The sequence below is a fragment of the Paenibacillus sp. LjRoot56 genome (assembly GCF_964253335.1).
Lineage (GTDB): Bacteria > Bacillota > Bacilli > Paenibacillales > NBRC-103111 > Paenibacillus_E > Paenibacillus_E allorhizoplanae.
The window spans coordinates 482,501-505,380 of sequence record NZ_CAXURV020000003.1 but is presented as its reverse complement, the minus strand read 5'-3'; the positions used below and the strand labels follow the sequence as shown (position 1 = coordinate 505,380).

21 protein-coding genes are annotated in these 22,880 nt (G+C 44.1%); 10 read left to right on the top strand and 11 right to left on the bottom strand.

Annotated elements, in window-relative coordinates:
- Positions 1-30: 30 nt before the first annotated feature.
- Positions 31-708 carry a GntR family transcriptional regulator gene (locus ACSQ8O_RS21240; protein ID WP_436243259.1) on the bottom strand — a complete coding sequence of 226 codons (678 nt, stop codon included), beginning with the start codon at positions 706-708 and terminating at the stop codon, positions 31-33.
- A gap of 194 nt (positions 709-902) precedes the next feature.
- Positions 903-1,991 carry a ParB/RepB/Spo0J family partition protein gene (locus tag ACSQ8O_RS21235; protein ID WP_436243258.1) on the bottom strand — a complete coding sequence of 363 codons (1,089 nt, stop codon included), beginning with the start codon at positions 1,989-1,991 and terminating at the stop codon, positions 903-905.
- A gap of 224 nt (positions 1,992-2,215) precedes the next feature.
- Here ACSQ8O_RS21235 and ACSQ8O_RS21230 point away from each other — a divergent pair, with 224 nt between their 5' ends.
- Positions 2,216-4,531, top strand: a complete 2,316-nt coding sequence (locus ACSQ8O_RS21230; RefSeq protein ID WP_436243257.1) for a bifunctional diguanylate cyclase/phosphodiesterase — start codon at positions 2,216-2,218, stop codon at positions 4,529-4,531.
- A 68-nt stretch (positions 4,532-4,599) separates the two neighbouring features.
- Here ACSQ8O_RS21230 and ACSQ8O_RS21225 read toward each other — a convergent pair whose 3' ends face one another.
- Together ACSQ8O_RS21225 and ACSQ8O_RS21220 are read right to left on the bottom strand one after the other, a co-directional pair.
- Positions 4,600-5,406, bottom strand: a complete 807-nt coding sequence (locus tag ACSQ8O_RS21225) for a histidinol-phosphatase (protein ID WP_436243256.1) — start codon at positions 5,404-5,406, stop codon at positions 4,600-4,602.
- A 23-nt stretch (positions 5,407-5,429) separates the two neighbouring features.
- Entirely contained in the window at positions 5,430-6,332 is a 903-nt protein-coding gene (locus tag ACSQ8O_RS21220; protein WP_056613689.1) for a LysR family transcriptional regulator, read from the bottom strand.
- A 267-nt stretch (positions 6,333-6,599) separates the two neighbouring features.
- Here ACSQ8O_RS21220 and ACSQ8O_RS21215 point away from each other — a divergent pair, with 267 nt between their 5' ends.
- Together ACSQ8O_RS21215 and ACSQ8O_RS21210 are read left to right on the top strand one after the other, a co-directional pair.
- Entirely contained in the window at positions 6,600-8,126 is a 1,527-nt protein-coding gene (locus tag ACSQ8O_RS21215; RefSeq protein WP_436243255.1) for an MDR family MFS transporter, read from the top strand.
- Between the two features lie 14 nt (positions 8,127-8,140).
- On the top strand, positions 8,141-8,719 hold the full coding sequence (locus ACSQ8O_RS21210) for a PadR family transcriptional regulator (RefSeq protein WP_436243254.1): 579 nt from the start codon (positions 8,141-8,143) through the stop codon (positions 8,717-8,719).
- A 129-nt stretch (positions 8,720-8,848) separates the two neighbouring features.
- Here ACSQ8O_RS21210 and ACSQ8O_RS21205 read toward each other — a convergent pair whose 3' ends face one another.
- Both ACSQ8O_RS21205 and ACSQ8O_RS21200 read right to left on the bottom strand, forming a co-directional pair.
- Positions 8,849-9,649: a TIGR01457 family HAD-type hydrolase gene (locus ACSQ8O_RS21205; protein WP_436243253.1), complete on the bottom strand. Its 801-nt coding sequence runs from the start codon at positions 9,647-9,649 to the stop codon at positions 8,849-8,851.
- Positions 9,646-11,325, bottom strand: coding sequence for a PAS domain-containing sensor histidine kinase (locus ACSQ8O_RS21200; protein WP_436243252.1), 1,680 nt, complete (start codon positions 11,323-11,325; stop codon positions 9,646-9,648). Before ACSQ8O_RS21200 ends, ACSQ8O_RS21205 begins: the two co-directional genes overlap by 4 nt.
- A 280-nt stretch (positions 11,326-11,605) precedes the next feature.
- Here ACSQ8O_RS21200 and ACSQ8O_RS21195 point away from each other — a divergent pair, with 280 nt between their 5' ends.
- Together ACSQ8O_RS21195 and ACSQ8O_RS21190 are read left to right on the top strand one after the other, a co-directional pair.
- Positions 11,606-12,064, top strand: a complete 459-nt coding sequence (locus ACSQ8O_RS21195; protein WP_436243251.1) for a chemotaxis protein CheX — start codon at positions 11,606-11,608, stop codon at positions 12,062-12,064.
- Between the two features lie 74 nt (positions 12,065-12,138).
- Complete coding sequence (locus ACSQ8O_RS21190) at positions 12,139-12,915, top strand: SDR family NAD(P)-dependent oxidoreductase (RefSeq protein ID WP_436243250.1); 777 nt, start codon at positions 12,139-12,141, stop codon at positions 12,913-12,915.
- A 42-nt stretch (positions 12,916-12,957) separates the two neighbouring features.
- On the opposite strand, the gene ACSQ8O_RS21185 is transcribed toward ACSQ8O_RS21190, so the two are convergent.
- Positions 12,958-13,221, bottom strand: a complete 264-nt coding sequence (locus ACSQ8O_RS21185) for a DUF2573 family protein (protein ID WP_436243249.1) — start codon at positions 13,219-13,221, stop codon at positions 12,958-12,960.
- 241 nt (positions 13,222-13,462) lie between these two features.
- Here ACSQ8O_RS21185 and ACSQ8O_RS21180 point away from each other — a divergent pair, with 241 nt between their 5' ends.
- The 3 genes from ACSQ8O_RS21180 (at position 13,463) to ACSQ8O_RS21170 (ending at position 16,149) form a co-directional block, all read left to right on the top strand.
- Positions 13,463-14,038 carry an RNA polymerase sigma factor gene (locus ACSQ8O_RS21180; RefSeq protein WP_236288702.1) on the top strand — a complete coding sequence of 192 codons (576 nt, stop codon included), beginning with the start codon at positions 13,463-13,465 and terminating at the stop codon, positions 14,036-14,038.
- Positions 14,039-14,123: 85 nt separating this feature from the next.
- Complete coding sequence (locus ACSQ8O_RS21175) at positions 14,124-15,557, top strand: DEAD/DEAH box helicase (protein ID WP_436243248.1); 1,434 nt, start codon at positions 14,124-14,126, stop codon at positions 15,555-15,557.
- A 46-nt stretch (positions 15,558-15,603) separates the two neighbouring features.
- Positions 15,604-16,149 (top strand): hypothetical protein, encoded by a 546-nt coding sequence (locus ACSQ8O_RS21170; protein ID WP_436243247.1) that lies wholly within the window; start codon positions 15,604-15,606, stop codon positions 16,147-16,149.
- 108 nt (positions 16,150-16,257) lie between these two features.
- Here the strand turns inward: ACSQ8O_RS21170 and ACSQ8O_RS21165 are convergent, their stop codons facing one another.
- The 4 genes from ACSQ8O_RS21165 to ACSQ8O_RS21150 form a co-directional block, all read right to left on the bottom strand.
- Positions 16,258-17,439, bottom strand: a complete 1,182-nt coding sequence (locus ACSQ8O_RS21165) for an MFS transporter (RefSeq protein WP_436243246.1) — start codon at positions 17,437-17,439, stop codon at positions 16,258-16,260.
- A complete protein-coding gene (locus ACSQ8O_RS21160; protein ID WP_436243245.1) occupies positions 17,436-18,260 on the bottom strand; it encodes an HAD family hydrolase in 825 nt (274 codons plus the stop codon). The genes ACSQ8O_RS21165 and ACSQ8O_RS21160 overlap by 4 nt, the downstream gene beginning before the upstream one ends.
- The gene (locus ACSQ8O_RS21155; RefSeq protein ID WP_236288692.1) at positions 18,253-19,029 is read right to left on the bottom strand and encodes a DeoR/GlpR family DNA-binding transcription regulator; all 777 of its coding nucleotides are present in this window, start codon (positions 19,027-19,029) and stop codon (positions 18,253-18,255) included. The genes ACSQ8O_RS21160 and ACSQ8O_RS21155 overlap by 8 nt, the downstream gene beginning before the upstream one ends.
- Positions 19,030-19,183: 154 nt before the next feature.
- The gene (locus tag ACSQ8O_RS21150; RefSeq protein ID WP_436243244.1) at positions 19,184-20,839 is read right to left on the bottom strand and encodes an FAD-dependent oxidoreductase; all 1,656 of its coding nucleotides are present in this window, start codon (positions 20,837-20,839) and stop codon (positions 19,184-19,186) included.
- Positions 20,840-21,055: 216 nt separating this feature from the next.
- Between ACSQ8O_RS21150 and ACSQ8O_RS21145 the strand changes: the two genes are divergently transcribed.
- The gene (locus ACSQ8O_RS21145; protein ID WP_436243243.1) at positions 21,056-22,270 is read left to right on the top strand and encodes an S-layer homology domain-containing protein; all 1,215 of its coding nucleotides are present in this window, start codon (positions 21,056-21,058) and stop codon (positions 22,268-22,270) included.
- Positions 22,271-22,432: 162 nt separating this feature from the next.
- Entirely contained in the window at positions 22,433-22,714 is a 282-nt protein-coding gene (locus ACSQ8O_RS21140) for a hypothetical protein (RefSeq protein WP_436243242.1), read from the top strand.
- Positions 22,715-22,880 lie beyond the last annotated feature (166 nt).

Below are 22,880 nucleotides of genomic sequence, written 5' to 3'. Positions count from 1 at the left end.
AGTTGCACACTCGCCTCCCATGTAATCAACCTATTTGAAATAAGTAGGGAACTTCTCTTTCAGTAATGCCTGATCGGAGATGCCAACTTGAAGATGCGCGCGTACTAATCGCTCTGCCTTATCGGGCTGTTGCTCTTTGATGGCCTCCACAATCTGCCCATGCTGCGCATAGAGCTCATCCCAGTGATGATCAGTCGCTAAGCGGAGCATACGTGTACGGTTCAAATGCACATTAATTTGCCCAATGACTGCCCAGGTGTTCATTTTCTTGCATCCTTCAAAAATCGTCCGATGAAACTCCTCATCAAGCTCAAACATTTTCTTGAAGTCTTGTTCATCCATACACACTTTCTGTGAGGCTAAATTCATTTGAAGCAAGCGCAGGGACTCTTCCGGAAAAGAGTGACAGGCCAAGCGAATGACGGCGCTTTCCAGATGTTCGCGAATGAAGCGAGCTTCATCCACCAGTTCCAGATCAATGCGAGAGACAACCGTACCGCGTTGCGGATAAATATCCAGCAAGCCCTCCTGTGCTAATTGCACGAAGCTTTCCCGAACAGGTGTCCGACTAACATTGAAGCTTACCGACATTTCTTTCTCCGAAATGGTAGCACCTGGAAGCAGGCTTAAGCTCAGTATTTGAGCCTTTAGTGTGTGGTAAACAGCATCTCGGGTCGAACTAATCAGAGGTTTTTTGAAGTAATCCATGCGGATCTCCTTTGCAAAATGAAGCTTAAACTTATACTACCATACTTGTATGGTAGTATGGAAGTGAAAAAATGAGTAGTCAACCTTCGTTAATTTGGCTCGCCTACCGATTTGAACGAGCAATAAAAACACCGCATGCACCCCGTGCTTTCCTTATTAGGAATAACACGAATCACATGCGGTGTAGGTTAATTTTAACGAGAGACTGCTAAGCTTTGAACCGTTCTCCAAGCTTCCAATTGCTTCTCCAACTGTTGCACTAACGTCGAGACGTCTTGGGAGAACTGTTCTCTTTGTTGCTCATTCATACCAACTTGCTCCTGCTGCAACTCGCTAGAAGTAGGTGGATCGGGAATCGTTTGAAGTAATTGCTGTAGTCTAGCTTGTAAAAGCGATCCGGCAGCAGCAGTTCCAGTTGTATCAGCAGCTTGCGGTACAGCAAGCTTAGCTTCAACGGATAGCTCCACATTGTTAACTTCTTTCCCCTGCGCAGATACTACAACTTCTTGAACCTCAACTTTAATCTTTTCAGCTTTAGCAGGTGCCTTGGCTGCGACTGGCTTCGCTCGTTCAGCTCGATTGTTCTGGAAGGTAGACCAGGTTTCGATTAATTCAGGTCCTGATTTATAGAGCAGCTGCCCCTTGATTCGGTCAGAGATGTCTTTATCCTTAAACATCTTGGCAATTTTCTTCACATCACTGACTGGCATTTCATCACGTGCCATGATTAAAGCTAGTGGATCACGATGCTCCATTGGCAGATCCTTCAGAGGCAATATTTGATCCTCAGTAAGCTTGTCTTTGCGAATCTCCGTGCCGCCTACGATGAGCTTCTTTACGGAATTCCCAAACTTAAGCAGCTCACACTTGTTTTTGATATACGTTTCAGGTTTGCCAAGCTTGCCAGAAAGATATTTAATAGATGAGCTAAATTTCGCATCATGCATAAGCTTATGGAAGGCTTCGGCTTCCTCAATGGGAGAGAAGCCTTCTCGTGTTAGATTTTCAGCAATCTGCTCTAGATAGATTTCCATCTCATCCGTTACCGTGGATACGATACATGAAATGGTTGGAAGCCCGAGCATTTTGGTAGCTTTATATCTGCGATTTCCATAAATGATCTTATATCGGTTGTTGGCGGTTGTACGCACTTTGATCGGAGAGAGTAAGCCAATTTCCCCAATGCTTTTCATTAATTCTTGCAGTGCTTCTTCATCGAACTGGTAGCGGGGCTGGTCCGTGTCCTCATCAATGAGATGCATAGAAATGTTATGTATGTCCATCTTCATGTCTCCATTCGTCAGGGTCATCTAGTCTAATTATATATCAAGGACGGAAGTGTGGGAACGCCAATTCGCTAGAAAGGATTTGGAAGGGATTGGTAGAGGGGGAATAGACAAGCCCGGAGGCAAATAAATGTATTGCCAGTAAGGGAGAGGAGATGAAATAATAGAGAAATATGTCGAATAATGTTCCTGCTTCAAGTCAAATTTGGGAGGAGAGACCTATGAACAGAATGCAGTATTTCTTCGTATCCCTCATTTTTGTCCTTCTGTTTACTTCAACTGAATCGGTTCTCACTACCTATAAAAAATCGCTTTTGAATGAACTGCAAAGTACGGAGGCTGCTCAATTATCTGCCAAAGCTGTTGCCTTACAGTCCGTCATTAATCGTAATTTCAATTTGATGGTAAGTCTAGAGGCCTTTGTCAGCGCCGACTATTTGCAAGACAAAAGTGAACAAGAGGTTCATGCTTATATTGAAGCGTTATATGCGGGTTCACAAGCGTCTGCCCTCAATGTTGTCATTGCACCACATGGGGTTATGAAGTTCGTGTATCCCCCGAAAGGGAATGAAGATATTATCAATTGGGATCTCCTGCATGATCCTCGAGAGAATGTACAGACTCAAGTCTATCAAGCGCTGCAATCGAAAAAAATGACGACCGACGGTCCTTTTATGTTGCTTCAAGGTGTGCAAGGTTTGGTAGCTCGTAAAGCTCTTTTTCAAGATGGCGTTTTCTGGGGCTTCGTTTCTGTTGCCATTAACATGGATAAGTTGCTTATTGAAGCGGGGATCAAAGACGGTGCTTCTGAAGAGCCGAGGATGGCCATTCGAAGTCCAGGCATCCCAGCATTTTACGGAGAAAATACAACGTTCTTTCAGTCTCCTTTGATCGCAGTGATCGATCTTCAGGATACGAAATGGGAACTAGCGGCTACCTCTCCCGCCAATGCGGTAAAAACGGTCAATAATCAAATGCTCATCATCCGCTGCGCTATACTGCTCGTTTTATTTCTAGGCTTATTCTTCATTATCTATATCATTCGACAACGTGATCGGCTTAGTCAAGCTGTGAACGAGCGGACACAAGAGCTGCAGATCGCCAATGAAGACTTGACAGCGGCCAATGAAGAGTTGATTGCAGGACAGCAGGAACTACAGGAGTCTACGAAGCGGATGCAGGATTCGGAGCAAATGTTGTCCTATATGGCCTACCACGATGTACTGACAGGCATACATAACCGTGCTCATTTTCAGATGATGTTGAAAGAGCAAATTACTTACAATCAGGTGAGGGGGACCTCACTCGTCGTCCTTTTCTTTGATCTTGATAATTTTAAAATGATCAACGATTCACATGGGCATCATATGGGAGACTATATGCTGCAAAAGGTTGTTCAACGCGTCCAGCAATCTCATTTGGTTTTCCACACGTTTGCTAGATTTGGTGGAGATGAATTTGCAATTTTACTGGAGAATTGCTCTAGCGAGCGGGAAATTCAAGCTTTCTGCGAACAACTTATTGCCGTCTTGAAACCGCCTTGTATATTGGCGAATCGTTCCTTTTTTATAAATGCGAGTATTGGCATTGTACAGTATCCATATGGCGGTGAAACGTGGGAAGCGCTGCTGAAAAATGCGGATATTGCGATGTATATGGCTAAAAAAGAAAGTGGCAGCTCCTATAGCTTCTTCACTCAACACATGGAGATGTTATCAATTTCTAAGTTGGAAATGGAAAATCATCTCCGTCAGTCCTTGGATCGAAAAGAGCTTGAGATTGTATATCAACCCCAAGTAGATTGCATGAAGGGGGCAATTACAGGTGTTGAAGCTCTGTTACGTTGGAATCATACGACGAAAGGCTACATTTCACCGTCCGATTTTATTCCAGTAGCGGAGGAAATAGGACTTATTGATGCGATTGGTGAGTGGGTGCTCCGCGGCGCTTGTAGACAGATGAACGCTTGGCATCGTCAGACGGATGAACAGCTGATGATCTCCGTTAATATCTCAGTCAAACAGCTGCATGATGAACGCTTTGTGGATAAGGTTATTGCGATTCTGGAAGAGACCGGGCTTGAAGCGCGATACTTGGAGATGGAAATCACGGAAAATGTAGCGATGCAGGACAAGCAGATGGGTGTTCTGAATAGACTTCGCCAATTAGGAATCTCTATTTCCGTGGATGATTTCGGTACGCATTATTCATCCTTAAGCTATTTGAAAAGGTTCCCGGTCACGAAGATTAAACTGGACCAGTCCTTTGTTCGCGGTATTCAGACTGATGACAAGGATCGTGCTATGATCAAAGCTATCATTTCTGTGGCGAATGCTTTTCAGCTGCAAATGATTGCAGAGGGAGTAGAGACGGAAGAACAGGCGGACTTCTTAGTGGCGAATGGATGCCATCACATCCAAGGTTATTATTTTTATAAGCCGATGAAACCCGCACAGTTGCAAGCGATTTTGAAAGAAGAGCTGCATGAAAAATTGGCATTCTTAGGAGCAAAGTCTGTTCATAATTATGATATATAATAAATAAATACCAAAGAGGTGCCCTTCACTAGGGCACCTCTTTGGTATTTGGAAAAAGAAAAAGTTCGCTACAGAGCGACAATTTGCTTCTGTTTATTTTCGAAATAGACCCAATGATGGAAACCAATTTCCTTCAAAGTTTTCTGAACTTCTTCCCAATCATCAGCAACGCGGCTAGGGACATGGGCGTCAGAACCGAAAGTAACCTCAACGCCATAATGTAGCGCACGCTCTAGAATCTCATGGGAGGGGTACCAGCCGCCAACATCTTTCGTTTTGCCTGACGTATTAATCTCAATCGCAACGCCGGATTCTCCGATGATTTTCAAAGTCTCATCCACCTTTGGTGTCGCGATATCGGAAAAGGCAGGGTAGAAGCCTTTCATCGCATCGATATGTCCAAGAATTTGGAACATTCCCGATCGAGCGGAATCAGCAATCAGGCGATAATACTCTTCCTTGTGCTCAACGTGCTCAGCTTCGTTCAACTTCTTCCATCTGTTACGATTGAAGATGCTCACACCTCCGGATAGATGAACGGAGCCAATGATGTAATCGAATGGATACTTTGCATATTCTTGCTTATAAATCTCCACGTGCTCTGGGAAATAATCAGACTCCACACCTAAGAGTACATTAATTTTGCCTGCATACGCTTGTTTGAGGTGTAGTACTTCCTCTATATAGCGGGGAAATTCGCTTTTTGCCATGGCGATGGCAGGTTGTGCACGATCTTCCGAGCTTCCAAAGTATGGGGAGTGATCGGAGATGCCAATTACTTGAAGGCCAGCTGCAATGGCTGCCTCAATATAGTCACGTATGGTATCTTGCGCATGTCCGCATCGCTCATGATGCGTATGTAGATCGAATTTCACAGCAAGCCCTCCTAAAAAGTAAGCTATTCTGAACCAATAAATTGTGTTTCAGGCATTCCTTTGAGATCGCGTAGAAATTGTTGCATAGCAGAATTCAAGTATCTTCCTGACTTATATACTACGCCTACCGGATGGGTAATATCCAGTTCGTTCACTTTTACCATCTTCAATGAGCCATGGCGCAGTTCATCAGCAACAGACATTTTGGATATGATCGCAACACCTAGATTTAACTCGACCATGCGCTTCACTTCCTCACTGCTAGACAACTCCATGACAATATGAGGCGAGACATCATAGGATTTGAAGATTTGATCGACGAAACGTCGACCTGCAGTTTCTGGAGAAAGCATGATAAACGGAATATTTCTAAGCTTCTCGATAGATAAATGTGTGAAACGACTAAGCGGATGGTGCGTGGAGACGATGAGTTCAAAATTATCATAGTAAAGCACGGAAGTCTCCAAAGCTGGATTCTTCTCAAATAAATACGTGATCCCAATATCGATATGACCGTTTTCCACGGATGTCATGATCTGAGAAGAGGTCATGGAATGAATGGTCGTTTTAATCAGCGGAAATTGATCCTGGAAATAGGAAAGAACCCTCGGCAAGATCTGCATGGCAATGGAAGTCGTTGTGCCAATATGGATATGACCTTGAGGGGTTTGACTCAGATCGGAAAGACGCTGTTTCAGGTCACTGGTGATCCGTAATATTTTTTCCGCATGCTCCAAGAAAAGCTTTCCACTATCTGTTAAAGTAACAGGCTGATTACGATCAATGAGAATCGTACCGAATTCATCCTCAAGACTTTTTATTTGCGCGGAAACGGCAGGTTGGGTCAAGTTTAGAATTTCACCAGCTTTACGAAAGCTCATCGTCTTAGAAATCGTGAGCAGGGTTTCTAACTGGTTCATATTCATCAGATTACCTCCTGCAAGTTAGATGTAAGATCAAAGGTACAAATAAAATTTATCGAAATTGTAAAGGACATAAAAACCTTTTCTGACTTTATTATATGATAGGAAGTGCTAACTAGGCAACAAGGCGGGATAACAGCGGGTCTTAGAGCGCAAGCTACCGAGGTATGAAAGCAAAGCGGATAACTGAAATTTATCTTTTCAAATTACTCAAATTTGAATATAATAATTTATGTAATATAAAACATAACGATTAAGGAGACTCCACGTATGTCTTTATCACGTAAATCAAATCCGACCGTGACGGTTGTAGCCCTGATGCTTGGACTCTTGTTGGCTTCTCTAGATCAAACGATCGTATCAACTGCGATGCCAACGATTGTATCTAAGCTAGGCGGATTTAGCCAATTTGTTTGGGTATTCTCGGCCTATCTGATTGCCAATGTGGCAGCAATGCCTATCTTCGGTAAACTTTCGGATATGTATGGTCGCAAACTATTTTTCATTATCGGTATCGTTGTCTTTATGATTGGATCTGCGTTATGTGGAACAGCAACATCGATGACACAGCTGATCATCTACCGTGCGATACAAGGTATTGGCGGCGGAGCGTTGATGCCGATTACTTTTGCTATTATTTTTGACATTTTTCCTCCTGAGAAAAGGGGTAAAATGCAGGGCTTATTCGGCGCAGTTTTCGGATTATCCAGTGTGCTTGGTCCTATTATTGGGGCTTACTTCACAGATCATGTGACGTGGGAATGGATTTTCTTTATCAATTTACCTCTAGGTATTATTTCTCTGATTATGATTATTTTCTCTTATCACGAGTCCGTGGAACATAGTAAGGCTAAGATTGATTGGGGCGGTACAGTTGTACTAACGGCAGCTATCGTTACACTCATGTTCGCATTGGAGTTTGGCGGGAAAGAATACGCTTGGGGTTCGATGCAAATTATTGGTTTATTTGCAGGGTTCGTCGTACTGTTAGCAGGGTTTATTCTTATTGAGAAAAACGCTGCAGAGCCTATTGTACCTCTAGATTTATTCAAAAATCGGTTATTTACGTCCAGTATGGGAGTTAGCTTTGCTTATGGAGCGGTTCTCATTTCCGCAGGGACGTACATTCCATTATTTATCCAAGGCGTATTCGAAGGTTCAGCGACATCGGCTGGATCGACATTGACTCCTATGATGCTTGGTGTCGTCGTGAGTAGTGCACTAGGTGGTCGCTTCATCGGTAAATTCTCCTATCGGAATGTGCTTCTTGTATCCGTCGCTCTTCTTCTGTTGGCGACATCGCTACTTGGCGGTATCTCCATTGATTCGGAGAGATGGGTTATCACAACCTACATGATTATTCTCGGACTAGGTATCGGCGCTTGTTTCCCGATCACGTCGATGTCTGCACTTCATAAAGTTGATTTCCGTCGCCGGGGTACGGTAACATCCTTGGTTGCTTTCTTCCGTTCCGTTGGTTCTGCCATTGGGGTAGCGATATTCGGGAGTATTCAAGTAAATGCTTTGAAAGACAACATCACCAAATCGTTGAATGACCCAGCTATGGCGGAGAAGTTCCATGATGCGCGGATGCTGCTCCAACCCGAAGTGAGAGCGAATATACCCCAAGAGGTATTGCATAAGCTCTTAACCGCGTTGGCGGATTCGATTGCCGTTGTTTTCCAAACTACGATTGTTTTAGCTATACTAGGTCTCGCGTTCATTTTATTGATGGGAAATGCTAAACTAGAAGTTGGTAAAGCGCCTGTCAAAGGAGATGTACCAGTAGGACACTAGGAGGTTGGGCACAAATGTCGATGAAGCTGGTCATTCTCGGACTATTAATGGAAGCCAATCGGCATACCTATGAGATTCGTCAAACGATGAAAGATCGCGGTATGACGAATTATATGAAACTGCAAGACGGCTCGCTCTACTATGCCATGGATCAACTGCATAAGGATGGTCATGTAGAAGCCTTAGAAGTCGTGCGTGATACGAATCGTCCCGAGAAAACAATTTATCAAATCACCGAAGCTGGTAGGCAAAAATTTCAAGAACTGTTGTCTCATCAATTGCATGAAGAGATCAAACATTATCATCCGCTTTATGTGGCACTGCCATTTACCGTTCACGGAGATCAAGCCAAGATTGCAGATATTCTTGAACATAAAATTTTGGAACAGAAAATGATCATGAATAAGATGAAAAGTTTGTACAACGAGCATTTGAACATTGTTCCTCGCGTTGTCTTACAAATGATGGTCGGCAGCTATAAACGTGCTTTCACCGAGTTGAAATGGCTAGAAGAGCTGCAGCAAGATGCTCGAGACGGCAGGCTGCAGGAAAGAAACTCGGAGCTCGATGTGGATTGGGATCGGATCGAGTGAAGCAAATTGAAAAAAGCACTACCTTGGCCAACAAGGTAGTGCTTTTTTTTGACCACAATAGAAAAGCAAACGGAAATCCACGTTTTAATTGGGAAAATCGGAGTAATGCGACTGTACAGCAGTCATCCCTTACTTGGTCGGTGACGATAACAAATTCAGCTGCGTTATGAACTGCGGCAAATCCGTGCAGACCAAGTCCGGCGTCAAGCCAGCCGACTCCAGCTGCTCGTGCACATTGTCGGGCGTCGCGACGCCCGTCAAGACAAGAGCAGTGCGGCAACCCGCCATCGCGCCTCCGCGGATGTCGGTGTGCACGTTATCGCCGATGACCCAGACATCGGCGGCAGGCAGACCAAGCCGCTCAATGGCATACGCCATAATGATCGGCGAAGGCTTACCGATCACCACCGGCTCCACGCCAGAGGCGGCGGTGATCGCAGCGGCCAGGGAGCCAGCCCCTGGCATAAGCCCTCCATCCGACGGAAGCATCCGGTCGGGATTGGTTAAGACATAGGTCGCGCCATGCTTCAGATGGCGGACCGCTTCGGTCAGCTTCCCATAGGTGAAGCTGCGATCAATGCCTTGGACGACGTAATCCGGCGTCGTCGTCCCATCCATGGCGAAGCCGGCTGCGTCCAAAGCTATCCGCAGGCCGTCTTCGCCGATCATATGCACGCGCTGGCCAGCGCGCTGCTCGGTCAAGTACTGCGCAGCCGCCTGCGAAGACGTATAGACGGCTGCCGCGGGTACCTCCATGCCGAGTGCTTGTAGATGCTCGGCAACCTGATCGGGGGTGCGGGAAGAATTGTTCGTCACCAAGAGGTAAGGCAACTGCTCCTGCTGGAGCCATTGCAAGAAAGCGGCGGCACCAGGGATAGGCTCGTGCCCTCTGTAAAGTGTGCCATCTAGATCGATAAGAAATCCGTTCATCCTGTTGCTTCTCCTTTAGATAGGTAAGTTGTTGTCGGCAGTGTGATCTCGACGATCGTACCCTCCGTAAGTTTACTACTAATGTTCATGAATCCACCGTGCGCTTCAATGATCCGATAACAAACCATTAGGCCCAGTCCTGTTCCTTTTTCCTTCGTACTATAGAAGGGTTCTCCAAGCTTGGGAAGACGTTCAGGTGAAATGCCGCAGCCCTGATCCACGAAACGAACAAGAATCTGATTGCCCGAACCTTTCAGCTCTGCATGAATGTGCAGACTGCCACCTTGCGACATCGACTCTATAGCATTTTTCATAATATTAATGAAGACCTGTTTGATTTGATTTTCATCACACATGACTGGCGGAAGCCCGGAGTCAACCTCTGCTTCAATTTCGATATTAGAGAGAAGTGCTTGTGGTTGAAGTAACTCTACAGTGCTCATGATGATCGTATATAACGTACTAGTAACGAAATGAGTAGCCTGAGGTTTGGATACAAATAAAAACTCATTCACAATGAATTCTATACGCTGCAGCTCTTTTTGCATAATTTCAATGTAATATTGCTCCTTGGCAGAGCTTGTTTTGAGCAGCTTGAGGAATCCTTTTAACGCGGTCAGCGGATTGCGGATCTCATGTGCAACACCAGCAGCCAATTGTCCAACGGCAGATAGCTTATCCGATTTAATAAGCAATTCCTGCGTCTTCTTCAATTCTGTGATATCACTGAATGTGATGACGGTACCTAACAGCTGACCACCACCATCTAGCATAGGACTGGACATGTACTCTACTGGAAAGCTGGTTCCATCTTTTTTCCAAAACAAATCTTCATTCATTATCGCGCCTTCACGTTGAAGCATCGTATTTACTGTCGCGTTATCCTCAGGTATGACCAAAGTGCAATCCTCATGAAGTGGCCGAATCAGGTTATGTATGCGTCTACCTAGCATTTCATCCACTTTCCAACCAGTGATGGCTTCCGCGGCTTTGTTCCAGAAAATAGTGCGTCCATTCGTATCAATGCCATAAATGCCTTCCGAAACCGAATTGAGAATGAGCTGATTTTGTTTATAGAGCTTATCAATTTCTTTCTTCTGTTCTCTGATCTCAGTCAAATCTTTCAGAATAGCATAAACCCCAACGATTTGGTTGCCCACTTTGGTAGGAACAAAAGTTACATTAGAAGGGGTAGGGAATCCATTTTGATGTAAGAAAGAAGCATCGAAATTTTGGGGCATTCCTTCTGATGCCACTTGGAAATGGTGCAGTGTTTTGAGTAGATCAGGAGGATGGATCATTGGAAGAAACGAGGCGGATTTGGACGATTCTTCACCCAACCCGAGCAAGCTTTCAAGTCCATGATTCGAAGAAAGGATTTCACCATCCAAACTAAAGGAAATGATAGAGTCAGGATGGTTATCGAATAGTGATTTATATCGCTCAGCAGTTTCCGAAATACTGGTTTCACGTCGCTTGAGCAGCCGTATTCCGAATAAAGCGAGTAACATGAATACGACGAACATACCACTATCGAGAGCGATGCTTGCCATACGGTTATGTTGAAAAAAAGGCAAATGGTGCAAATAAAATAAATGAAAACCGAAGATCGCTATGACGGGTATCAGATAAATCGTGAATTTTCGGATACTTACAGGAGGGGGGTTCATCGTCATTGACTCTCATCTCTCCTTTTTGAGATTCTCTTTCATAGTTTAACAGGAATAGCTATTATTTTGTATAATTTACCATTCTTTTTGTATATTAATTATTTGGAGGCGTTTCAATACTAGGTTTCGACAATTTAAGTATGAAGGTAGAAATGTGGCGTGTATCTGAGTAGTTGGAACTATTTTTGTTAAATTGACAGTATACTTGTCCTAAAATATTATGTATAATGTTGAAAAAGGTCGTTTTTCTGTGGAACTTATTCACAAATGAGATCGGAGCGGAGCTATGAAGGCTGAGTACATTAATCCCTTTTTGGAGTCGGCTAGAATCGTCATCGAGCAAGTTGCTAACATTCGCCCAACGACAGGGCAGCTCGGCATTAAAGACGTCAAATTTGTGGAAAAGTATATCTGGATCCAAATCGGTATGACTGGACAAATGGAAGGCGACGTCGTTTTCGGCTTGGCTGAAGATGTTGCTCTGAAAATGGTTTCTGCCATGATGGGTGGATTCGTCATCACTGAGATGGATGAAATGGGTAAGAGTGCCATTTCTGAACTGGGCAATATGATTAGTGGTAATGCGAGCACGATGCTCTTTAACCAAGGTGTTCGGGTAGACATTACACCACCGAAGTTAGTCCAATCTGCAACGGCAGCAGGATTTGTGCCGAAGAGAGCATTAACCATTCCTTTAATTATGGATGGTATTGGTGAACTAGACATTCAAGTGATAATTACGTAATATAAGTAAGAACGTTGGAGTGCCAGTAGGATGGTAACTCCATTTTTTTTGTGCGTAGAAGGGAGTGGAATAGGTTGGAAATCAAGAACAAGATCGTCTTGATTACAGGTGCTTCAAGTGGAATTGGAGCATTGATGGCGCAGCAATTTGCAGCTAAAGGTGCTGTACCTGTGTTGACAGCACGGCGTACGGATATGTTGAAACAAATTGCTTCAAGTTTGCCGGGGAAACACGCTGTCTACGCCATGGATGTGACGCATACAGATGAGGTAAATCAAGTTGTGAGCCGCATCATCGCCGAGTTTGGGCGAATTGACATACTAATTAATAACGCTGGATATGGCATATTTGAATCATTTACGGAAGCGCCACTTGCTCATTTTGAAGAGATGATGGATGTGAATTATCTGGGGCTCGTACGTTGCACGCAGGCAGTGCTCCCGCACATGTTAAAAGCAGGTAGTGGCCATATTGTCAATGTTGCCTCCATGGCAGGTAAAATTGGTTCTGCCAAATCAACAGCCTATTCGGCAACCAAGCATGCGGTGCTAGGATTTACGAATAGCTTGCGGATGGAACTAGCGAGATCAGGGGTATCTGTGACAGCGATTAATCCAGGTCCGATTGCGACACCATTTTTCGACAAGGCGGATCCGAGTGGTAATTATGTCAAGAACATCGCTTGGTTTATGTTAAAGCCCGAAAAAGTAGTCAAAGAGCTGATTCATGCTGTTGAGAAAAACATTCCAGAAAAGAACCTGCCTTTTGTAGCGGGTGTTGGGATTAAATTATTTCATCTGTTTCCTCGCCTTTTTAACAAACTGGCGTCAGGTATCATGAATAAAAAATAAAGCGGCTCCCAGTCACATTGGGGTCGCTTTTTCTCTGCTTTTTTACGTTTCGGATGGATCAGACTTCGCTGCTTGCTTCGCTTGATTCAATGCGCGGATTTCTTCGAAAATCTTTCGCATCTCTGCTTTGCCCTCAGGATGAGATTGATTCCAGTGGGAGGCCAGCGCGGGCAGTGCCTTATGAACATGATTGAAGAAAGCCCATATTTTGATTTTCTCGATCATTTCTGGGGAAGTATCACCTGTAATAAGTTCTGCGGTCTTTGCGACCAACGTGTTAAAATCGTTTTCGAAATCGGTAGGCATGCACGTCATCCCTTCGGATGGAAATAGAGTAGTTGGAGCACTTTTAGTTTAGTTTAATAGATGAAGAAGAGGCTGTCAAAATGTCGCGAAGCAACTCCCATCTTACATGTAATCGTTTCTTTTATATCGGGAAAATTTATCCTATTAATTTTTGCGGTAACGATTGTTTACTCCCCCTTTTTAACCTAAAATAAGGTAGATAACCGATGGGTCTTTTTACCTGTAGGCTAGGGGGGATAGAATGAAGTCACTGAGAGAGATATTTAACAGCGACTTTAATACATTAGATAAAGGGTTGCAGGAACAAATTTATAGAGAATTTTACTTGCTCGTTTATCCGATGATTAATTTTATTTTAAGAGATCACGCTGCCGTGGAGGATATTATCCAGGAAGCCTTTCTCCGTGCGGTTCACAAAGCCCCTTTATTAACGGAAATTGATAAATATGAGGGCTGGCTCAAGAGACTTACGCGGAACGTGACTCTCAATCATTTGCGCAAACATCGACGTAACCGTGACGAACTCGAGACAGAGGTATTGTTCTCCTTAAAGGAGTCAGCCCCAACTTCGGATTATTCGGCTACGCCAGACGTAGAGGTTGAAATGAAAGTCATGAGAGAAGCCGTTATTGCGTATATCAATCAACTTAATCCTTCCTATAGACAGATTATCGCCATGAAATGGATTCATAATTTATCTTATAAAGATATGGCTAGTGAACTTTGTGTGACCGAAGGCGTTGTGCGACAAAGGCTTTTTCGTGCGCGGGATGCCATTAAACAGAAGTTTTTGGATGAATGGGGATCAGATAGATAGAGGACGGCATCTACATATTTGTTTGCTGAAGCACTCTAGCATATAATATGGGCATGAGGTTGGAAGAGAAAAGGGGTATATCGCATTGAGTACGAGTTTCGAACAGCTGCAGATTGCACAGACTTATTTAGATAAATTACAAGAATTAGGGATTGGTGAACCGACCCCGATTCAAGCGGAAGGTATTCCAGTTCTCCTGCAAGGGAAAGACGCCATTATTCAATCCCAGACAGGAACGGGCAAAACCCTAGCTTATTTGCTGCCTGCCTTGGAGCGAATTGATCCAACACAGAAACAATTGCAAGTCATGGTTATTGTCCCTACACGAGAGTTGGGCATGCAGATCATGCAGGAAATTGAGAAATTGACGAGCGGAGGACCTATTCGGTCGCAATCCTTGATTGGTGGAGCGGCTGTTGCCAGACAGATCGAAAAGCTGCGCCTTCATCCGCATATCGTTGTTGGAACGCCAGGACGTTTGCTTGAGTTAATGAAAGTTCGCAAGCTTACGCTGCATCATGTGAAAATGGGCATTGTCGATGAAGTTGACCAAGTGTTTGAACTTGGCTCTATGCAGGATGTAGAAGCGGTACTTAAAGGTATGCTTCGCACGAGTCAAATGGTGTTTGTCTCGGCGACAATTCCTCAAAGTACGGAGCAAGCAGCAAGCAGATGGTTGAAGGAACCGGTTATTATCAAAATTAACCCCTCCCAGCGTACGGCTGAAACGTTGGAGCATCACTATGTTGTGTGTCAGGAACGTGAAAAGATTGACACCCTCCGAAGACTTGTTCGGATGATTAAGCCGACTTCAGCGATTGTCTTCATTAATGTAACTGATGATATTGCACAAGTCGTTGGTAAGCTTCAATATGTAGGGCTTTCTGTTGAAGCTCTATATGGAGAAGCGAGCAAGCAGGATCGAGCCAAAGTCATGGGCAATTTCCGTGAGGGAAAATTTCAATTATTGTTGGCGACTGACGTTGCTGCCAGAGGACTTGATATTGAAGGTGTGACGCACGTCTTCCATCTGGATGTGGCGACGAATGCGGAGTATTACCTTCACCGTGTAGGTCGGACAGGCCGGATGGGCCGTGAGGGGACTTCGATCTCTATCGTAACCTCGAGAGAGCTCTTCATCATCGAGAAATTCGAGAAGCAGCTCGGTATCACCATCGAGCCGAAGGCTATGTACGAGGGCCGATTGGTTGACCCGGCCCAAGATCGCAGTGCGGCTACGATGCGCAGCCGCCGTGAAGCCGCGCGCCCAAGCGCAGCACCTTCGCGCAGCGGCTCCACCAGCGCGCGTGAGGCTGCCGCGCCTGCGGGCGCGGTGCATGTAAGTGCCGCGGCGCCAGACGCGCGCGGCCAGCAGGGCGCTGCTCCGGCGAAGCCGGCAGCGCAAGGGAAGACGGCCGCCGCAGGCAAGGCCGTCAGCAAAGCACAACGCGAGCGCGATCGCAAGAGCAAGGGCGCTCCGCGCTGGCTGAAAGAGAAGCAGCAGAATAAAGAAGAGTAGCTCGCTTCCTCGCGAAGCCTACTCATGATCTGCGAGGTGTAAGAGCATGCTGAAGAAAGTTACGATCACACTCTTGATGCTGGTTGTCATCACCGCGGTGATGCTACTCATCATCATCCAGTATGTGAAACCAACGAAGTCGCTGGATCTACAATATAAAGAGATCGCTATAAGCAACAAAATTGCAGAAATGATCCTCTCCCGAAAGCTGGACGTACGGCTTTCGGAAGAGGAAGTAAATCAATTGCTGAAAAAGCAATTAGCCTCGCACAGCACACTGCCACATGACTTTCGGATGGAAGGTGCAGAGTTGAATCTGCAGGGTGCTATGGTAGACGCGGATGTAAACGTGAGGTGGCGCAATCGGATACCGATCGGTGCTCACGCGACATTCACATTGGCATGGGATCCGCCTAACTTGGTCATCCAGCATGTGAATACACAGATCCGGAATTGGCAGCTGCCGAGTACTTGGCTTCAACTAGCTCCGATTGAAATTCCACTGCAATCATACTTACCTAAATTAATTGGCATTAAAAATGTGGTGTTCGAAGACAATGCCATTCTCGTTCAACTAAAGCCATTTCAGTGAAACGAAAGACCCTTCCTACCACTTAAGTGGATGTGAAGGGTCTGTTTTTTTATTTCATCATACTGTTTTTTGCACGCCGTTCATTCTCACTTCACGGCTTTCTTATCATCAAACTTTTGCCACCACCACAGGAGCCTGCCATCTACGTGTATACATGATAATACCAAACACAGCACACATACTAACCAGTACAAACCAGATCGAGATACCTACATGGAAGTGATCCATGCCCCAACCGACACCAAGCGGCAGGATAGCTCCGCCTAAACCACCAGAGGCAATGAGTGCACTCGTCGTTTGCTCCGTACGTCCAGGCAAGAGTTGATTGGCATATATAAGGGCAACAGCGAACATACCTGACATGAATAACCCAAGCAAGAGAATGACGGCAAAGCTGCTCCATAAATTCGTGCTGAACACCCAAATGATTACGGTGATCACGCTTAAAGCGAACGAAAAAGCTAAGTATTTGAAATAGGTCATCTTCTCAGCTAAGGCACCTGCGAATAAGCGACCAACAACCATGGTTAACCAATAAGCGGTGACACCGAGTGTAGAGACAGAGCTTGAAGCCTGCAGCTGGTCCTTAAAGATGGACGGTAAGAAATTTACAATCGTATTTTCCATACCGCAATACAAGAAGAAGACAGTCATAAGTAAGCTTAAAAAAATGAACGATTTTTTAGAAAGATCAGGAATTCGATCCGCTTTCTGCGAACGATCCGCTTTATGGGCAAGTAATTCATCATGTTCGCCTAAGGATAGTTTTGACCAAATGATGCCTGTTGCAAGAGCACTTAATCCAAGCAGCATAAAGGCAAGTTTCCATAACCCATTTGCAATGAGTAGACTGGATACAAGCGGCATGAATAAAGCGCCTAGTCCGAAGAAGACTTCAAGCTTGCTGAAGGCAACCGCTTGTTGATCTTTGGCAGCCATGAGGACGAAGGTACTAATACTAGACTCCACGAGTCCGAAGGAGATACCTGCAAGGAAGGTCAACCCAATAACCACCGGCCAGGGTGGGAGTAAGCCGATAGCAAGCATCGCCACAAACAAGAAGCAAAATGCCATTGTTATTGTACTTCGACGACTGATACGACGAATGAGTGTAGGCATCGCAAGCACACCTAGCATGAAACCTCCAAACTGTAAAAAGACCAGCAACCCTCCGCCACTGTAGCTTCGACCATAATGGGCTAGTAGTTCAGGCAACACAGCGCCAAAAATAACGTGCGTGCAGCCTGTTAATAAGTAGGATAGGCAGCCCATAATTAATAATCGTTTCATAATGCGGCGCTTCCTTTACGTTCAGTCGTAAACTTTTCATTATAAGCCAGTACATGGGCAATCGCTTCGGAAACAGAGTTCACGGTATTCGCAGCAACCTTTTTCACATCAGAATGAGCTGTATGCATGGCGAAGCTATGCGGAGTAATACCGAACATCGAGACATCATTAAAGGAGTCTCCAAAACACGCGATCTCTTCAGGCTTTAATCCCAAATGTGCAAGAAGTGTAAGGAGGGAGCTGCCTTTGGAAACTTGGTGAGGCATGATATCGAGGCAATCCGTATCAGCCATATAGATGTCCAATTGATCACAGAGTTCTTTTTCTAACAGCAACTTGATCTTAAGTAAATCCTCTTCCTGCCCGAATAGTGAAAATTTACAAATTGGAAAGGCATCCTTCAGGGATTGTTCCATCTCGCTTTTGACTATAAAAGGTTCGAACATCCTCTTCTGAATCTCGTCGGAAGCAGGACTCAAGCGCTCAATATAATTGGCACTTCCGGAGCAGATAAACTTAACTACATCGAAAGATTGGATGAGTTGATACACGCGGTGAGCGATGGAAGGATCAAATAGCTTCGCTTGCAGAAGCGCACCATCCATCAAATGGATGAAAGCACCATTTTGGGAAACAGAATGAGCTTGATGTTTTATATCTTGAAGTACTCTCTGCATCTCCGAATTCATTCTACCAGAGGCCAGACAAAGCATTATTCCTGCGTCTCTCACTTGCTTTAGAGCTTTCAGTTCCCGTTCCGTGACTTTCTTATGATGGTCAAGCAGCGTGCCGTCCAGATCGCTAACGATTAGTTTAATCATGTTGTTCTTCTCCTCCTGCTAGTACGATTTCAACCTCACTGGCCAATAAGCGCTCTTTCATTTCCTCGCTCAGCGCTTGATCCGTTACCAGAATATCTATACTTTCAAATCCTACAACACGATGGAACAGACGCTTGCCGAATTTCGAATGATCCGCGAGAACGATCACTTGATCAGCATGCTCCATCATCGCTCTTACTAAATAACAATCCTCTTCATTGGGGGCGGATAGCCCATTCTCGGAAATACCACATGTGCCAATGAAAAGCTTATCGACGTGATACTCGTTTAACATTTCAATCGCCTTAGCCCCGTAGACACTATGTTGCTTATTATCTAGCACACCACCAAGCATATGAATCGTAATGCCATCCTTACGAGTAAGGATAGCGGCTGTTTGTATGGAACTTGTGATGACAATGTTGTTTTTAGAGGCCAGGGCAGTAGCTGCATGCAGAACAGTTGTTGAAGCATCCATCATCAGATAATCGCCATCTTGAACGAGTGTAGCTGCTCTTTTACCAATTGTCAGTTTAGAAGTGGATTCCTCCTGAAGGCGCTGATCATAATTGCCGACTTCTTTAGAAAGCGTGGGTAGAATTGCTCCACCTCGCGTACGAACGATGGATCCTTGTTCCTCTAATTTGACCATATCTCGTCTAGCTGTATCACGAGAAACTTCATAGAGCTCACAAATCAGATCTACGGAGATACGCTTATTTGATTTTAAGTAATCCAGGATGGAAACGAGCCTTTCTTCTTGAAACAAGGATGATAGCCTCCTTTGCTTAAGTATTTGTAAGTGAATATAAGTATAATACTTATTGTATATGCATGTTGCTTAGCTTTCAATCCTTTTTTGAAAAAGAAAAACCGTGCTCACTCGTTACATGAACGAGGACACGGTCGTTACGATCTAAATCTCATTTAACGGCTGGTTTTTTACGTGTTTGAACGTAGCTGGGATAAGTGATTTCACCAGTATCCAGTTTGCGAATTTCCTCTTCATTCCAACCAGTGATTTTGTTGGTCCCTGTTACGCCAGTTAACTTGATTTGATAACGAGTAGCTAAGTACGATTGGAGCTTCAGCATGTCTTCGGGTTTAATTTCGCGAAGTTTCTGCTTGCCATGCAGCTGGCCTAAGATGACACCAATGGACTCTGCGGCCAAACTCGTGTTTGGCTGAATACGTGTGCTGCCGTATGCGATCGCGGAGGAACCAACATTTTTTCCTGCTGCTATGACATTTTCATAATTTTTCAGTAAAAAGCTGCGAAGCGGCATGCCGTATTTGTCAGGGCGTCCCATCTCAATTCCCCATTTGTTGGCACTCGTACCTTGAAGATCAAGCGGATAACCGCCAATACTGACATTGTCCCAGAACATTGTACCTGCAAGGAGATCAGATGGTTTAAGGGTATAGTCCATTTCGTAGTGATTATATTCTCTAATATAAGGGTAAGTTGGCAGTTCGCCTAGCTCAGCTTTCTCCCAGCCTGGTAATGTTTTTCGGAAATGCTGCAAGATCTGGGCTGTTTCCTTATTTCCTAAATAGACTGCTTCTTGCACAGACGCCGGCTTGGCAGGATCCACGGTATAGACTAGCAACGCATTAATGAGGACTTCGCCATCACGTTGATTCACGGCATTCAAACCTCTTAGGAAAACACGATCATTAGAAGGATGATACGTCTTCGTCATGCCGCTAAGCCCAATAGCGAAACTATCGCTGACACTTCCACCGCCAAATTGTTTCGATCTTTCCTCAGGTTTTAGTGCGTTGAAGGTCGTATTGAACTTCTTCCAATCTACATGTTTAAACTTCATCATCATGCCTGCGCTCATGTACTCAATATCTTTTTGCCCATAGAATTTCTCAAGACCTGGTAAACGCTTAGCATCCAAGCGGCTCATTAATGCGGCAAAATCACTGTTATCTACCCAATAAGAGGCCGTAATTTTTTTAACTTCATTTTTATTCGTTTTATATAGGATGGATGGGATTTTGTGCATAAAATCAGGTGTTTGAATTTGTTCAACCTCTTGAATGGTGATGCCTGACTCAATGGGGATATCTTTACTTAACTTGTCCATATATGTCGTGAATTCAGAAAGCTTTCGAATCTTAGCGTTGCGGAAGCCATCGAATAGTTCTTTAGCGCGGCCCTGTACAAGTAAATGTCCTTGTTCATCTCGTGTTTCATCTAGAAATAACATTTGACTTTGAAGGATTTGACCGCCGAAGGCTTGATGGGGATCTAATATTTTTACTTTGAGGCCTTCATCCATGGCAGCGCGGGCCAAATAGAGACCTTCAAGCTCACTACCAATTACAACAACATCTACGTTTTCAGTTGGATATGTGGCAACGCTCGCTATTTTCGTATCTGGACTGGGTACGGCTGAAGGTACATCACTCACTTGAGGTGTATCTTGGTGGGTAACAGTTGGAACTACAGCGGTTACGTTCATGCTTCCTTGCTTGAACCAAATCTTGCTGAATGAGAAGGCTGATACAACGATTAGGAGTACAGCCAGAGCAATAACGAGCTGAACTCGCGGGTTTCGTAAGCGCATACATAAGCTCCTTTAGCATTAAACTATATGGTCTAAGTTTAGCAGTTTCAGGCGGGATTTAATAGACTTTGAGAATTGATTCTGAAAGATTTACAACCTGCACCCCCAAAAACTGACAAGCATTGGCGAATCCTTGTAGCATAACCAGGAACCCTTCGCGAAGGCTCCATCTTAATCTTATGTATAAACCATAAAATGACTAAGGGAGATTTTAAAATGAAAAAAAACCTAATGAAAAAATTCGTAGCTACAGGTCTTGTTCTAACTATGGTTGCTGGTGGCGGAACTGCCGCATTTGCAAATGGAAGTAAAAACGACGATCGTGGTAAAGGCAATAATAACAATGGATCTAAAAATAATACGAGCTATACACAAAATGTTATTAATGGAAACGTAACAATTAACATTAATTTCAACGATATGAAAAATTCACAATGGGCAATGCGTTATATTGCAAGCCTAGCTTCCAAACGTGTTTTCGAAGGATATGAAGATGGTAGCTTCAAACCAGAGAAAACAGTAACTCGTATTGAAGCGATTACAGCAGCTGTTCGTTTGATGGGATTGCGTGAGCAGGCTGAGTCCGATGCTGAAAAGCAAACAAAATTGAACTTCAAAGATGCTGACAAAATTCCTGCATGGGCAGTAGGTTATGTTGCAGTAGCACTTGAGAACGACCTGTTCACAGAGAGTGATGACAGTGTTAAACCTAATGAAGATGCAAACCGTCTATGGGCAACTACACTTCTAGTGAAAGCATTGAAATTAGAAGCAGAAGCAAAAGCAAACATGACGAGCACACTTACATTTAAGGATGCTAAACAAATTCCAGCTGGATCCGTTGGTTATGTGAAAGTAGCGGTTGATAAAGGTTTAATCGACGGTTTTGAAGACAATACCTTCAAACCTAATCAAAGCGTAACACGTGCTCAATTGGCAGCTCTTCTAGATCGTACGAACGACCAATTACCTGGCGAAGATCAAAACACAAATTCAGGAACTGTAAACACAGCTGTGTACAACAATGTTCTTTCCCTAACTAAAAACGGTACAACGACTGTGTATAACTTGCACCCAGATGTTTTCGTTTTGCGTAATGGTGTGAAGGTTGCCCCTACTGAAATTGCTGTTGGTGATACAGTTAAAGTACGTACATTCAACAATACTGTTGTATTCGTAGAAGTAACAGGTAATGCGCCTGTAAACACTTCTTTCGACATCTTGGGTACATTGACTGCAACAACAATTAACGCTCAAGGTAAAATTGCGACAATCACAATCACACAAAATATCAATGGAGTTGATCAATCAACTACATATAATGTATCTTCGACTTTCGCTTTGACAGGAAACCTAACTAACTTCTCAGCAGGTCACTTGGTTCAGCTTAAAGGCCAAAATCAATCCGTTACTACAATTGACGTTAAATAAAGCTAATAAGTTGCATTCTTACTAATAGTTATATATGAGATAAAAAGGTTAGATTCACACAACAAGCTCCTTGCATAATTCGCATGGGGCTTGTTGCTCGTTATATTGTATAAATTGGTAAAGTTAATGGGAAACTATGTTATATAAAGAGAGGAGATGGTTATGATGGAAGAAAGTTTAATGGATACGTTCAAAAGGTATTATGCTGATTATCGAGGCGCAGAGGGTGTTGATCAAAGCTTTACGGATGCGTACCAGGCCATGGCGTTCCATGTCATTAATCAGACGGAGCATTATGTGCAACAAGGTAACCTTCATGAGATTCAGAATCTAATTCGTGAGTTCAAGGAAATTGGACTTGCGACTTCTCCGAGCAATGATTCATTAAAGGAGCAATTCGAGCAAGAACTTGTGGTGCAAGAGTTGAATCGATATTCTTTTTAAAAGGTGTTGCATAATCCCAATGCCCGTGGTATATTACTGGTCCGGCCAAAACGGGCTGCAAATTTTATCGAAATATGTAAAAATAAAGCTTGCATTTGGTTGGGTGAATATGCTATATTATAATTCCTGTTCGCGAGAGCGAGTTGGGGATAGAAAGAAATTGATC